The organism is Sphingomonas hankookensis (assembly GCF_022664465.1).
GTDB lineage: Bacteria > Pseudomonadota > Alphaproteobacteria > Sphingomonadales > Sphingomonadaceae > Sphingomonas > Sphingomonas hankookensis.
Genome location: NZ_JAKREV010000006.1, coordinates 218,981 through 232,292 on the forward strand (window position 1 = coordinate 218,981; position 13,312 = coordinate 232,292).

Annotated in this window: 15 protein-coding genes and 1 tRNA gene; 9 read left to right on the plus strand and 7 right to left on the minus strand. The window is 67.4% G+C overall.

The window, feature by feature from the left end; translation table 11 throughout:
- Window position 1 precedes the first annotated feature (1 nt).
- Window positions 2-988, plus strand: coding sequence for an AraD1 family protein (araD1, locus tag MF610_RS15885; protein ID WP_242200060.1), 987 nt, complete (start codon window positions 2-4; stop codon window positions 986-988).
- 489 nt (window positions 989-1,477) lie between these two features.
- Here araD1 and MF610_RS15890 read toward each other — a convergent pair whose 3' ends face one another.
- Window positions 1,478-1,933: an NUDIX hydrolase gene (locus MF610_RS15890; protein WP_242200062.1), complete on the minus strand. Its 456-nt coding sequence runs from the start codon at window positions 1,931-1,933 to the stop codon at window positions 1,478-1,480.
- 83 nt (window positions 1,934-2,016) lie between these two features.
- Between MF610_RS15890 and MF610_RS15895 the strand changes: the two genes are divergently transcribed.
- Complete coding sequence (locus tag MF610_RS15895) at window positions 2,017-2,607, plus strand: alpha-ketoglutarate-dependent dioxygenase AlkB (protein ID WP_242200065.1); 591 nt, start codon at window positions 2,017-2,019, stop codon at window positions 2,605-2,607.
- Window positions 2,600-2,992, plus strand: coding sequence for an HIRAN domain-containing protein (locus MF610_RS15900; protein WP_242200068.1), 393 nt, complete (start codon window positions 2,600-2,602; stop codon window positions 2,990-2,992). The genes MF610_RS15895 and MF610_RS15900 overlap by 8 nt, the downstream gene beginning before the upstream one ends.
- A gap of 146 nt (window positions 2,993-3,138) precedes the next feature.
- On the opposite strand, the gene MF610_RS15905 is transcribed toward MF610_RS15900, so the two are convergent.
- Window positions 3,139-4,395, minus strand: coding sequence for an MFS transporter (locus MF610_RS15905; RefSeq protein ID WP_242200352.1), 1,257 nt, complete (start codon window positions 4,393-4,395; stop codon window positions 3,139-3,141).
- A gap of 149 nt (window positions 4,396-4,544) precedes the next feature.
- A complete protein-coding gene (gene gspN, locus MF610_RS15910; protein WP_242200070.1) occupies window positions 4,545-5,237 on the minus strand; it encodes a type II secretion system protein N in 693 nt (230 codons plus the stop codon).
- Between the two features lie 17 nt (window positions 5,238-5,254).
- Between gspN and MF610_RS15915 the strand changes: the two genes are divergently transcribed.
- Genes MF610_RS15915 through MF610_RS15925 form a run of 3 tightly spaced genes read left to right on the plus strand, consistent with a single transcriptional unit; the run spans window position 5,255 to window position 7,679 of the window.
- Window positions 5,255-6,274, plus strand: coding sequence for an ABC transporter substrate-binding protein (locus MF610_RS15915; RefSeq protein WP_242200078.1), 1,020 nt, complete (start codon window positions 5,255-5,257; stop codon window positions 6,272-6,274).
- The gene (locus tag MF610_RS15920; RefSeq protein WP_242200081.1) at window positions 6,271-6,804 is read left to right on the plus strand and encodes a type II secretion system protein GspJ; all 534 of its coding nucleotides are present in this window, start codon (window positions 6,271-6,273) and stop codon (window positions 6,802-6,804) included. The genes MF610_RS15915 and MF610_RS15920 overlap by 4 nt, the downstream gene beginning before the upstream one ends.
- A complete protein-coding gene (locus MF610_RS15925; RefSeq protein ID WP_242200085.1) occupies window positions 6,801-7,679 on the plus strand; it encodes a type II secretion system minor pseudopilin in 879 nt (292 codons plus the stop codon). The genes MF610_RS15920 and MF610_RS15925 overlap by 4 nt, the downstream gene beginning before the upstream one ends.
- Before the next feature lie 300 nt (window positions 7,680-7,979).
- Here the strand turns inward: MF610_RS15925 and MF610_RS15930 are convergent, their stop codons facing one another.
- The 4 genes from MF610_RS15930 to MF610_RS15945 all read right to left on the minus strand — a co-directional run bounded on the left by MF610_RS15930 (window position 7,980) and on the right by MF610_RS15945 (window position 10,346).
- Window positions 7,980-8,204, minus strand: a complete 225-nt coding sequence (locus MF610_RS15930) for a hypothetical protein (protein ID WP_242200089.1) — start codon at window positions 8,202-8,204, stop codon at window positions 7,980-7,982.
- Window positions 8,205-8,323: 119 nt separating this feature from the next.
- Window positions 8,324-8,707, minus strand: a complete 384-nt coding sequence (locus MF610_RS15935) for a YraN family protein (RefSeq protein WP_242200092.1) — start codon at window positions 8,705-8,707, stop codon at window positions 8,324-8,326.
- 39 nt (window positions 8,708-8,746) lie between these two features.
- Window positions 8,747-9,820: an extracellular catalytic domain type 1 short-chain-length polyhydroxyalkanoate depolymerase gene (locus MF610_RS15940; RefSeq protein ID WP_242200094.1), complete on the minus strand. Its 1,074-nt coding sequence runs from the start codon at window positions 9,818-9,820 to the stop codon at window positions 8,747-8,749.
- Window positions 9,821-10,269: 449 nt separating this feature from the next.
- Window positions 10,270-10,346 (minus strand) — tRNA-Pro (locus MF610_RS15945).
- Window positions 10,347-10,511: 165 nt separating this feature from the next.
- Between MF610_RS15945 and lepA the strand changes: the two genes are divergently transcribed.
- The 3 genes from lepA (at window position 10,512) to MF610_RS15960 (ending at window position 13,233) form a co-directional block, all read left to right on the plus strand.
- Window positions 10,512-12,320 carry a translation elongation factor 4 gene (gene lepA / locus MF610_RS15950; protein WP_242200097.1) on the plus strand — a complete coding sequence of 603 codons (1,809 nt, stop codon included), beginning with the start codon at window positions 10,512-10,514 and terminating at the stop codon, window positions 12,318-12,320.
- A gap of 192 nt (window positions 12,321-12,512) precedes the next feature.
- Window positions 12,513-12,788 (plus strand): hypothetical protein, encoded by a 276-nt coding sequence (locus tag MF610_RS15955; RefSeq protein WP_242200099.1) that lies wholly within the window; start codon window positions 12,513-12,515, stop codon window positions 12,786-12,788.
- 136 nt (window positions 12,789-12,924) lie between these two features.
- The gene (locus tag MF610_RS15960; RefSeq protein ID WP_242200101.1) at window positions 12,925-13,233 is read left to right on the plus strand and encodes a phasin family protein; all 309 of its coding nucleotides are present in this window, start codon (window positions 12,925-12,927) and stop codon (window positions 13,231-13,233) included.
- The last annotated feature ends 79 nt before the right edge of the window (window positions 13,234-13,312 follow it).

The following is a 13,312-nucleotide window of genomic DNA, read 5'->3' on the forward strand; positions in this document are numbered from 1 at the left end:
GATGTCCCTCCGCCTGTTGCAGCGCGTCGCCCCGTCGCGCGCCGTCATCGCCGCGACCGACGACGGCGCGTATCTCGTCCCCGGCGTCGACAGCGTCCGGGCGCTGGCGCTGTGCGCGATCGAGGCGGGGCAGGGCATTGCCGACGCGATCGCCGCCGCAGGGCGAGGCGAGGCGGTCGACCTGCCCGCGCTGTTCGATGCCGGCGCGATCGGGTCGCCGATCGACCATGACGATCCGGCGCATCTGGTGATGACCGGTACCGGGCTCACCCATCTCGGTTCGGCCGAGGGGCGCGACAAGATGCACCGCGCGGCGGCGGAAGCGGCGACGCAGACCGATTCGATGCGGATGTTCCTCGAAGGGGTCGAGGGCGGCAAGCCGGCGGCCGGCGCGGTCGGGCAGCAGCCCGAATGGTTCTACAAGGGTGATGGCAGCCAGCTGGTCGCGCCCGGCGGCGACTTCGCCATGCCGCATTTCGCACAGGACGGGGGCGAGGAGCCCGAGCTGGCCGGCATCTACCTGATCGGTCCCGACGGCACGCCGCACCGTATCGGCCTGGCCCTTGCCAACGAATTTTCGGACCATGTGACCGAGCGGCACAACTATCTGTGGCTGGCGCACAGCAAGCTACGGCAGGCGTCGATCGGTCCCGAGCTGCTGATCGGCACCCCGCCCGAGCATATCGAGGGGACGAGCCGGATCGTGCGGGATGGCGCGACGATATGGGAAAAGCCGTTCCTGTCGGGGGAAGCGAACATGTCGCACAGCCTGGCCAACCTCGAGCATCATCACTTCAAATATGCGCTGTTCCGGCGGCCGGGGGATATCCACGTCCACTTCTTCGGGACGGCGACGTTGTCGTTTTCGGACGGCGTGCGGACGGAGGAAGGCGATGTGTTCGAGATCGCGGCTGCGCCGTTTACGCTGCCGTTGAAGAATCGGCTGACGCGGGCGGCTGAGGTGCCGGTGGCGGTTCGGGAGTTGTGAGGGACAGGCCCTGAGCTTTTTTCGTCATCCCGGCGAAGGCCGGGATTCATGGAAGCGGGACGGTGGCGCTTCCGCCGATGACGCCTGACAAAATGGATCCCCGCCTTCGCCGGGATGACGGTGCGGGCGATGTGCCGTGCTCCCCTTTCCTTCGTCACTCCCGCGAAGGCGGGAGTCCATAGACGCTGTGGTGGCGGATGGGGTCGATGGCTCTGCGTGTATGGATTCCCGCCTTCGCGGGAATGACGGTTGGGGGTTGGTGGTTGGGGATTGAGGAGGGCTGGGCATGCCCGCGCGCTGACCTCGGGTTCGGCCTTAGTTCTCGCCGTATTCTCCTTACATGCCCCCCGTTTGCTTCGAGCAGGTTCGAGCTTGTCGAGAACCGTAGTCGAGAAGGGGGTGCCCCAAACGGAGCGTTCTCGACGGACGCTTCTCGACAAGCTCGAACCTGCTCGAACTGAACGGGGAGAACAGGGATGGGGACGGCGCCTATCCCAGCAGCGGCTCGATCCGGTCGAGCAGTGGCAACTGGCTCTTCAGCATCATCGTCCGCGCCTCGGCGACCGGCATCCAGCGGGCGGCGTCGACCTCCGGAAAGGCGCGGCGGCGGCCGCTGCGCGGCGGCCATTCCAGCTCGAAGGTCATGCTGGTGATCGTCTGGGTATCGACATCCTGTTCGGCGGCGAAGGCGGACACCGACTTCCCGCCCGCCTGTCGCACCATGCCGAGCGGGGCGAGGGGGGCGACGACGGCGACGCCCAGTTCCTCGGCGACTTCGCGGCGGGCGGCATCCTCGACCGCTTCGTCGGGTTCGACCTGCCCTTTCGGAATCTGCCACGCGCCCTCTTGCCGCCGTGCCCAATAGGGGCCGCCGGGATGGACGAGCAGCACCGCCGGTTCGGGCGTGCGGCGGTAGAGCAGGATGCCCGCGCTATGCTGTGGCATGAAGGTGTCCCCGTTTCCGGGCGATCGTATCCGTCGCCCCTTGTTGATGGACAGACGCCGCCGACCCATGTTGCGTTCCATCGATGCCGCAACTCGACCTCTTTGCCGCCGAACCGGGCTTGGCCGGCCTGTCGCACCGTACGGGCGTGGTGGCCGACGACCGGCTGTCGGCCATCGCCGCGGCGATCGATGCCGCGCCGCTGACCCCGTTCCGGTTTCAGCAATGGACCGGACTGCGGCTGACCGCATCCTATGGCTGGCATTATGATTTCGAACGCGGGCAGGTCGCGCTGGCCGAGCCGATGCCCGACTGGCTGCTGGCGGTACGCGCGGCGGCGGCGGGGTTTGCCGGGGTGTCGGCCGAGGCGCTCGTGCAGGCGTTGCTGACCCGCTACGATCCGGGCGCCGGAATCGGCTGGCACCGTGACCGGCCGGTGTTCGAGCATGTCGTCGGCGTCTCGATCGGCGCGCCGGCGACGTTGCGGTTCCGGCGGCGCCGGCCCCAGGGGTTCGAGCGGTTCGCGCTGCCGCTGGTGGCGGGGGCGGCGTATCACATGACCGGGGCTGCGCGATGGGACTGGGAACATGGCATCGCGCCGATGACGGAAACGCGCTGGTCGATCACTTTTCGCAGTCTGACCGAGCGGTTCGCGCGGGAGGTGGGGTTTGCGTGAATTGAGCCTGCATGTCGTCGGTGCCGATCATCCCAATCGCGGGGGCGGCAATCGGCGATTCGAAATCCTGCTGTGTTCGCCGGGCGAAGCGGTGACGCTGCTACCCGAGCCGCGCAACCCGGTCGATCCCAACGCGGTGATGGTGGTCAGCGTGCGCGGCGTGCAGATCGGTTACCTGACCGCCGACCGGGCGGTGTGGATCGGGGGCATGCTGCGCGGCGGGCGCGAGGTAACGGCGGTGTTCCAGCAGGCGACGCCGATGGGCGCGGCGATCCGGGTGGCGTTCGATGGCGCGGTGCCGGTGTTGCCGCGTCCGGTCGCCGAGGAGGACGATATGGCGCCGGAGTGGTGGCCGGATGATTTGCCGTCGGAGGAGTGGGACTGACGTCCTTCCCGCCAACCGTTTGGTTCGAGCAGCTTCGAGCTTGTCGAGAAGCGTCTGTCGAGAACGTCGATCCAGCGGAACCGCGTTCTCGATTTCGCTCGATCGCTACTCGAACCAAACGGCACTTGTAACGGGTGAGCTTTCCCTCAATCCTCCAGAATCTGGCTGTTAGTGCGCGTATCGCGCATGCGCAGATACACGACCAGCGACACACCGATCATCGCGGTGACATACCAATAAAAGCCGCGTTCGAAGCCGGCATCCTTGAACTTCAGCGCGACGAATTCTGCCGTGCCGCCGAAGATGGTGTTGGCGAGCGCATAGGGCAGCGCCACGCCCAGCGCGCGGATGTGCGCCGGGAACAGCTCGGCCTTCACCACCGCGTTGATCGACGTGTAGCCGGTGACGATGATCAAAGCGCCCATCACCAGCAACCCGGCGGTCACCGGATCGCGGGTCGATTCCAGCGTGGAGAAGATCGGGTAGGTGAACAATACGCCGGCCAGGCCGAACGCGATCATCAGCGGCTTGCGCCCGATCCGGTCGCTGAGTGCCCCGGCGACGGGTTGCAGCAGCATGAAGACGAACAGCGTCACGCCGTTGATCTGGCTCGCCACCTCGCGGCTGAAGCCCGAGGTGTTGACGAGGAATTTCTGCATGTAGATGGAATAGGCGTAGAAGGCGAGCGTACCGCCCGCGGTCAGCAGCATGACGACCGCGGTTTCCTTCGGATGCTTGGTCACGAGTTCGAGGAAACCCGACTTGGGCGCGCCCGCCGCCTTGGCGTTGGTGAAGCTATGGCTTTCGGCGAGACCCCGGCGGATCCAGAACACGACGACCGCCAGTACCGCGCCGATCGCGAACGGAATGCGCCAGCCCCATGCATCCAGCGCGGCTTCGCTCATCGTCGATTGCAGCACGAGCAGCACGACGATCGCGAGCAGCTGTCCCGAGATCAGCGTGACATACTGAAACGACGAGAAGAAACCGCGCCGGTCCTTGCCCGCCATTTCCGAGAGATAGGTCGCGCTGGCGCCATATTCGCCGCCGACCGACAACCCCTGCATCAACCGCGCGATCACCAGCAGGATCGGCGCGGCGACGCCGATCGTCTCGAACCCCGGCGTCAGCGCGATCATCAGCGAGCCGGCGCACATCAGCGTGACCGAGATCGACAGCCCCGCCTTGCGTCCGTGGCGGTCGGCATAGATGCCCATGACCCACGCACCGATCGGCCGCATGACGAACCCGACCGCGAACACCGCCGCGGTGCCGAGCAGCTGCGCGGTGCGATCGTCGCTGGGGAAGAAATGCGGCGCGAAATAGAGCGAGAAGGCGGCATAGACATACCAGTCGAACCATTCGACCAGATTGCCGGTGGACCCGCCGATGATCGCCTTCAGGCGGGCGGCGCGATCGGGGGGGGGCGGATGGGTTGGTGCTCATGGACGAGGGCTATCGTGTGCGGCACCGTACGCCAAGCCCTGACGATGGTGGTAACGCTACCTAGTTCGGTGACAATTCATGTCCGGGGCAAGCCGGAAGCAGGACGCTAGAAGCTGCCCTGGACGCTCGCGCCGGCGGGGAGGCCGGTGAACGGGAGCATCGCCGCACCGTCGCCGGTCATGGCAAAGCGGAGGGCGCCGTCCTCCTCGATCGTCGCGTCCATCAACGTGCGGCGGCGTTGCCCTTCGGGCACCAGCCGCACGCGGGTCTGGGTGCCAATATGCTCGGCGGTCAGCAGCATCGCGGGAGTCGGCGTCGCGACGTTGCCGGGCCTGGTCACGCAATTGCCCGGATCGATCGCGACGCGGCCGTCGGCCATCGCCGACCCGGCGATCGTCGACAGGACGGGCAGGTCGACCTGCCACGTCGAATCGCAGGCGAAGGGCAGATTGGGTTGCAGCGCGGCGAGCAGCGAGGCGTCGGCCGAGCCGCTCACCCGGTCGAGCCGTACCCCGCCGGGACGCAGCAGCGCCTGCCCACCCAGATCGGTATCGGCCCCGGTCGCGGTCCAGTCGACCGCGAAGCCGAGGCTGGTCAGGCTGCGCAAGGGGGCGAAATGCCATTCGAGGCGGCTGCCGCCGGCGATGCCGACCTCGCCGTTCCACACCGTGCCGCCGACGCCGCTGCGCCAGTCGGTATTGCCCGCGATCAGGCTGGCCGGCAGCGTCGCGACGATCGCCACCGCGAACGAGGCTATGCCGAGCGCGGCGAAGCGGATACTACGCCGACGTGCCAGCAACCTTGAAGGACTCGACAATGCGATCGCGGCGCTCGACGCTTGGACTGCTTCGCGATGCGGTGCTGCTGTCGTCGGTGGCATCGGTCGCGTCCCCCCTGATGGCTGCCAAGCGGGGCAAGCGCTCCGCCGCGTTGCTGGTTCCGCTGAGCGGAGACCGTTCGGCGCTGGGCCTTAGCATACGCAATGCGGCGATGCTTGCCGAAACCGATGCGGCGGCGCTGAGTGTCATCGACACCGGCGGCACCCCGGCGGGTGCGGCGACTGCGGCGCGGGCGGCGGTGAAGCGCGGTGCGGGGCTGGTGCTGGGGCCGCTGTCGGCCGCCGAGACGCGCGCGGTCGCGGCGGCGGTGGGGCAGCAGGTGCCGGTCGTCGCGCTGACCAACGATGCCGCGGCGCGCGGCGGCGGGGCGTTCGTGTTCGGCATCACCCCGGCACAGGCGACCGCGGCGATCCTCGGCTATGCCCGGTCGCGCGGGGTGCGGCGGATCGTGGCGGTCGACGACGGCACGCCATGGTCGCAGGCATCGGTCGCGGCGGCGCGCGCGGCGGAGGCCGATCTGGGGCTGACGATCGTGCCGGTGACGGGGGGCACGCTGCCGCCGGGCGTCGAGGGCGATGCGGCATTCGTGCCGGGTTCGGCGGTGGCGATCGCGCCGGTGCTGAAGAACCGGGGGATGCAGCTGCTGGCGACGATGCAGACGCTCGATTATCGGCCCGAGGCACTGACCGCGCTGGAGGGGGCGTGGATCGCCAGCCCCGATCCGGCCAAGTTCGCGACCTTCGCCACCGCCTATGCCGCGCGCAATGGCGGGCGACCGGGGGCGATCGCGGCGCTGGGCAACGACGCCGCGCTGATCGCCAAGGCGTTGCGCGAGGCCGACCAGATGACGCGCGAGGGCGTGCTGCGCGAAGCCGGGTTCGACGGGGTGACCGGGCCGGTGCGCTTCCGCTCCGACGGCAGCTGCGCGCGCGACTTCGCGATCCTCGTCCCCACCAACGGCGTGTACGACAAGGTGGCGGAGAGCCGCGGGGCATGACGCCGCGCGCGCCCGGCGAGGACGGGTTCACCCTGCTCGAACTGATGATTTCGCTGGGGCTGTTCGCGCTGATCGCCGTCGCGGGGCTGGCGCTGGTCGACAGCGTGATCGGGGTCGACGGGCGGACCGAGGCGCGGCTGGACCGGGTCGCCGATCTGCAGCGCGCGATGGTGGTGGTGTCGAGCGACCTCGACCAGATCGCGCCGGGGTCGATGGGCGGCGATGCTGCTGGTCTGCGGTTCCGGCGGAGCGCGCCGGGGGTGGGCGGGCCGCCGATCGGCGTCGGCTACCGCATCGCCGATGGGCAGTTGCAGCGGGTGGTCGATGGCCGGGCGCAGCTCGTGCTGGATCAGGTGACGGGGGCGCGCTGGCGGTACTTTGACGGCGGCTGGCTGGACAGCTGGCCCCCCGCGCCCGACCGCGCGCTCGACTGGCCGCGCGCGGTAGTGGTCGAATTGCAGGTCGGCGGGCCGGGCGGCGGCAATCTGCGCCGGATCGTCACGCTGCCGATTCCGGCGAAGACGACATGAGCCGCGACGTACGGACAAGCGAACAGGGCATGATCCTGGTCAACGTGCTGATGTTCGTGGCGATCGCCAGCGGGCTGGTCCTGTTGATGATCAACCGCGAGGAAGTGGCGCTCGACCGCTCGATCCGATCGCGCGAGGCGTCGCGGGCGCTGGCGATCGTGCGCGGCGGCGAGCTGTCGGCACTGTCGGCGCTGCAACGCGATGCGCAGGTGGCGCTCGAGGCCGATTATCCCGGCGAGCCATGGGGCGCGATCAGCGAGAACGGCATCGCGATCGACGGCGGCCGCTTCGACCTTGCCATCGCCGATGCCGAGGGGCGCTTCAACGTCAATTCGGTGCGGCGCGAGCTGGACCCGATCCCGCAGCTGCTGTTCCTGCGCATCGCCGGCGCGGCGGGGATCGAGGAGGAAAAGGCGGTGGCGGCGATCGCCCTGATCCGCGAACGCGGGCCGGTGCAGGACCTGCGCCCGCTGGCGGTGTTCCTGCCGCCCGAACAGGCGCAGCTGCTGGCGCGGATGGTGACTGCGTTGCCGGGCGATACCGCGATCAACCTGAACGCGGCGACGCCCGAGCTGATGGCGGTGCTGTTCGACCCGCAAAAGGCGGCGCGGCTGATCGCGACGCGCAACCGGCAGGGCTATCTGTCGAAGGACGATCTAGCGCGCGAGGACGTGACCGCGCCCGGCGGCACGCGGTTCAAGTCCGACCATTATTGGGTCCGCACCCGTGCGACGATCGGCGGCACGGTGCAGCAGGGCGCGACGCTGATCCAGCGGGTCGAGCGTAAGGAGGGGGCGGTGACGGTACCGGTCGCGGTGCCGGTCGAGCGGTGGCGCAACGCCGCGATCCCGCCGGAGGTGCCGGGGTTCGGGTAGGCGGGTAGCCAAAGTTCACTAAGTTCACACTCGCCACGCTTTGCGCGCTCTTTGTGTTGGGGCTGAGCGGGGGTGTCAAAGAACGTGGTCGGCAAGCGGCCGGCACGCAGTCTGGCTAGCGTTGAGGTTGTAGGAAAGCGGAAACGACCGGCTGGGCAAGGGGGTGCCGGGTCGATCCCATCGGCCTGAGCCGCGCGTCATCCCAGCGAAGGCTGGGATCTCCCGGTGGTAGCAAGCCGCAGGAGCCGCGGGAGACTCCAGCCTTCGCTGGGGTGACGGTCCGATATAGCGGATCGACCTTTATTTGCCGACGTTTTCAGCCACCGTCACCGGTTTGAGACATCCCTGCTCGCTATAGGCGACCGCCCGTTCCTGCCGCGCCAGCGGCTCTTCCACCAAGGATCGGATGCGAGCAGTGCCGGTGTTGGCAGCGAGATGAAAGGTTATGGTTTCGCATTTGACGGGCGGAGGCGTGGGCGTCGGCGCCGGCGGGTCGGTCGTCACGGCAAGCAGCAGCATCAACATGGCATACTCCTTTCAACGTTGTAGAGCCTGCCACAGTTCATGCGGCGTGTCAGTCCGCATTTCGAACGGATCATCCGTGCTTTATGATGACGGCAACCGATGGCGGGGTGCCGGCAGGCTCAATACCCGATCCACGCATTCTCGATATGACGCGGGGGCGTACGCGGGGCGAGGAGGATGACATCGATGCGGACGTCGCACCCTTCGGCATAGGTTGGTGCGAGTAGTCCCGCCGCTGCCGCTACCCGCGCGAGGCGGCGTTCATCGATGGCGTGGTCGAGGTCGGCGGCGGTCGCTCTCGTCTTCACCTCGACGAAGGCGACGATATCGCCCCGCCGTGCGATCAGGTCGACCTCACCCGCCTTGGTCCGGACCCGACGGGCGAGGATGCGCCAACCTTTCAGTCGCAGCCACCAGCCGGCGATCCGTTCGCCCCGGCGGCCGGCATCGTCGGCGGCGACGCGCGAGGCGCGCGAACGGGGGCGGGGCGGGCGGGTGCGCACTTGTCGACTGTGCCGCGCTGCCTGCACGGCGGCAAGCGATCAGCGCAGCAGGCCGGCGGAGCGTAGCGCGTTTTCGATCGTGGCCTGCACGCCGCTGGCCGGGGTGGGCTCGCGCCTGGTCGCGCCCGGACGGGTGCCGGCGATCGGGGTGATGCGTTCAAGGCGGGGGTTCGCTTCGGCCGCCGGTGCCGTGGCGTCGGTCAGGCCCCAACTGCGCGCGATCTCCAGCGTGCTCGACAGGCCGACGTCGAGCATGAACGGCCCGGCGGCACCGATCCCGCTATGGCCGTCGACGGGCACGCCGTGGCCCATGCCGGCGATGCGCCATTCCTCGACCAGCGGGCGGCCCGCGGCGTCGTGCCACGCGCGGCGCGACCAGTTGGCGGCGCCGGTGCGCTCGGTCGGGTCGGCGGGCAGCGCGTGGACGGCGCGCCATTGGTCGACCAGCGCATCGCTGTTGGCGACGACCACCGTCGGGTCGGCGGTGCCGTGCCAGATCGCGACGCGGGGGAAGCGGGTGGCCGGGGCGATCGCCCGCGCGGCGGCGGGCTGTCCGCGCATCCGCTCCAGCGCGGCGCGGACGCCGATCGCGGTGCCATAGGGCAGGCCGCCGATGATCGCGCCCGCGGCGAAGCGTTCGGGCCAGGTCGCCAGCAGCACCGCGGTCATCGCCCCGCCGGCCGACAGGCCGGTGACGAAGACCCGCGCCGGATCGATCGCATGCTCCGTCACCACGGCGTCGATCATCGCGACGATCGATTCCGCCTCGCCACCGATCCGGGCGATGTCGGCATCCTCGAACCAGTTGAAGCACAGATTGGCGTTGTTGGCGCGGCGCTGTTCAGGAAGCAGCACGACGAAGCCTTGCGCGTCGGCCAGCGTCGACCAGCCGGTACCATGGTCGTACACCGCGGCATTCTGGGTACAGCCATGCAACGCCACGACCAGCGCGGCGCCGGGACGCAGGTTGGCGGGCACATGGACCCGCGCGCGCAGATTGCCCGGATCGGGCGCGAAACCAGTCAGGTCGTGCAGCCGGTCGGGAACGTCGGAGGCCGTTCCTGCAGCGCGCATGCGCGACAGGTTGGTCAGCGTGTCGGAGAGCGAAACCATGAATCGGGTGCCTTCAATCGCGGGGTCCGGAGGGACGATTGCAATAGGATATGGCGGTGATGCTGCGCTGCACAATAGGGGTGGGGCGAAGTAGGGTCGATTGGTGGAGGGGAGCGTGCATGTAGTTGGGCGAGTGAGATTATCTTCGTCCGATCGGTACCCCGCGAAGGGGGGGGCAGGGCCGCACAGGTTGTCCTGCCGTTACTCTGGCCCCCCCTTGCGCGGGGGTACGCCATTGGTTGGGGGACGCCCTAGTGCGGTCTTCCCGATACCCGTCGCGACCGGCTCCCCTGCCTGCACGACGGTATTAATGCTGGTAAAGGCGTCTCGTTCTGCCGAACCGTAGGCAAGAAGCGGTACCCCGTATCGAGTCCGGGGTGACGATGGTGTGGGGACGTTGGACGTCTATCGATCGTGGAGCGGCGCGGCATAGGCGGCGCGGGTCCATATGGTCGGGGAGAGAGGATTCGAACCTCCGGCCCCTGCCTCCCGAAGGCAGTGCTCTACCAGGCTGAGCTACTCCCCGACGGAGTATCGGCAGGGCTGCGAAAGGCGCCTGCCGTTGCTTGGAGGCGCGCCTATAGCGGGAGGGTTCGGGGTCCGCAAGCGGGATTCGTATGCACCCTGTTTGGCTTTGGCGGGGAAGCTGCTAGGGGCTCGGGCGACCCCACCTCTTTTCGATTGTGTGACCGTGGCCACTCCGCTCGACAAACTGCGTAATTTCTCGATCATCGCCCATATCGACCATGGCAAGTCGACGCTGGCCGACCGGCTGATCCAGCGCACCGGCGGCCTCGCCGAGCGCGAGATGTCGGCGCAGGTGCTCGACAATATGGAGATCGAGAAGGAACGCGGCATCACCATCAAGGCGCAGACCGTGCGCCTCGAATGGAAGGGCCATGTCCTGAACCTGATGGACACGCCGGGCCATGTCGATTTTGCGTACGAAGTGTCGCGGTCGCTGGCGGCGTGTGAAGGCGCACTGCTGGTGGTCGACGCGGCGCAGGGCGTGGAGGCGCAGACGCTGGCGAACGTCTATCAATCGATCGAGCATGATCATGAGATCATACCCGTAATCAACAAGATCGACCTGCCCGCCGCCGAACCGGACAAGGTCAAGGCCGAGATCGAAGACCTGATCGGGCTCGACACGTCGCGCGCGGTGCTGGCGTCGGCGAAGGCCGGGATCGGCATCGACGAAATCCTCGACGCGATCGTCGAGCAGATTCCCGCGCCGAAGGGCGATGCGAGTGCGCCGTTGAAGGCGATGCTGGTCGACAGCTGGTACGACCCGTATCTGGGCGTCGTCATCCTGATCCGCGTGATCGACGGATCGATCCGCAAGGGCCAGCAGATCAAATTCATGAACGCCGACACGACCCATCTGGTCGACCGGGTGGGGGCGTTCCGGCCGAAGATCGAGCAGCTGCCCGATCTGGGGCCCGGCGAGATCGGCTTCATCACGGCGCAGATCAAGGAAGTGGCGCAGACGATGGTCGGCGACACGATCACCGATGCCAAGCGCCCGACCGCCGAAGCACTGCCCGGGTTCAAGGAAGTGCAGTCGGTGGTGTTCTGCGGCCTGTTCCCGGTCGATGCAGCCGATTTCGACAAGCTGCGCGAGTCGATCAGCAAGCTGCGGCTGAACGACGCCAGCTTCACCTTCGAAATGGAAAGCTCGGCGGCGCTGGGCTTCGGCTTCCGCTGCGGGTTCCTGGGACTGCTGCACCTGGAGATCATCCAGGAGCGGTTGACGCGCGAGTATGACCTCGACCTGATCACCACCGCGCCGTCGGTGGTGTACCAGATCGAGCTGACCCATCCCGATCCGGCGGGCATTACCGAGATCGACCTGCACAACCCGGCCGACATGCCCGACGTCAACAAGATCAAGACGATCAGCGAGCCGTGGATCAAGGCGACGATCTATGTCCCCGACGAATATCTGGGCGGCATATTGAAGCTGTGCCAGGACCGGCGCGGTATCCAGATGAACCTGACCTATGTCAGCGGGCGCGCGCAGGCGACCTATGAGCTGCCGCTCAACGAGGTCGTGTTCGACTTTTACGACCGGTTGAAGTCGCTGTCGAAGGGCTATGCCAGCTTCGATTACGAGCAGATCGGATATCGCGAAGGCGACCTCGTCAAGATGAGCATCCTCGTCAACGAGGAGCCGGTCGATGCGCTGTCGATGATCGTCCACCGCGGCACGGCCGAGGTGCGCGGGCGCGGCATGGTCGAGCGGTTGAAGGAACTGATCCCGCGCCACCTGTTCAAGATCCCGATCCAGGCGGCGATCGGCGGCAAGGTGATCGCGCGCGAGACGATCAGCGCGATGCGCAAGGACGTGACCGCGAAATGCTATGGCGGCGACGCCAGCCGCAAGCGCAAGCTGCTCGACAAGCAGAAGAAGGGCAAGGCGAAGATGCGCGAATACGGGTCGGTCAGCATCCCGCAGGAAGCGTTCATCGCCGCGCTCAGGATGGGCGACGACAACTGACGCGCCCGCGGCGCCGAGCAAACATGGAAAGGGCCGGCGCTGTGGCAGCGCCGGCCCTTTTTAGTGCCGCGTGATCCGCAAACGTCAGGCGATGGCGTGCAGCACCATCTGCACCGTCAGCGCAACACCGGCCCAACCCAGCGCGGTCATGCCGACGAGGGTGGCAATGGTGGTACGACCCGAATATTTGATGTGCATCCTCTCACCCTCCTGTTCTTCTATTGCGGCAGACTGTCCCAAAAAAACGACGATTGCAAATCTGTGAAATCGTCTGGAGCCGCAAAAACCGTAGCGATTTCAGATGATCGTTCGGTCGGCGAACTGGAATTGCTGCGTCGCAAAATCGGTGATGTCGAGGGAGATGTTCCGGAATGGGACGAAACTACCGGCTTGCGTTCGCAGCTGCGATGTACGGTAGGCGTGGCGCGACGAGGCGAAAATATTTTTTCAGCCCAGTCAGCAAACTGACAGATTCGACCGCAATTGGATTGGTTACGGCGGCATGGAGTGACGAAGCGGCGATTCGAGTGTCGGGGAGCAGGAACTTCCATGCGGTCCGAGCGTCATGCGATTCGGGAGAATCTGCGCATAACAGGAGCAGTTAATGGCCGAAACCGATTCGAACCCCGCCGCCGAAGCCACCGAACGGATGCGTGCCGCCGGCACGGCGATGACCGAGAACGGATCGCAGCTCGGCCTGACCATCCTGTCGCAGGCGGAAGCGAACACGCAGGAAGCATTCCGCGCGATGCGGGCCGCGGCGCAGGCGAGCGACCTGAACGACGTGATGCGCATCCAGTCCGACTATCTGCGCGACCAAGGCACCCGATCGATGGCGCAGGCGCGCGAAGTCGGTGAGATGATCGCCCAGTTCGGCCGCAACGCCGTCGGACAGATGACCGGGCGCGGCTGAACGCCGTCCTATTGACCGCCATCGACCGCGTCGTCATGCCGCGGTCGATGGCGGGCTGCGCCGTACAGCGATGGGGAAT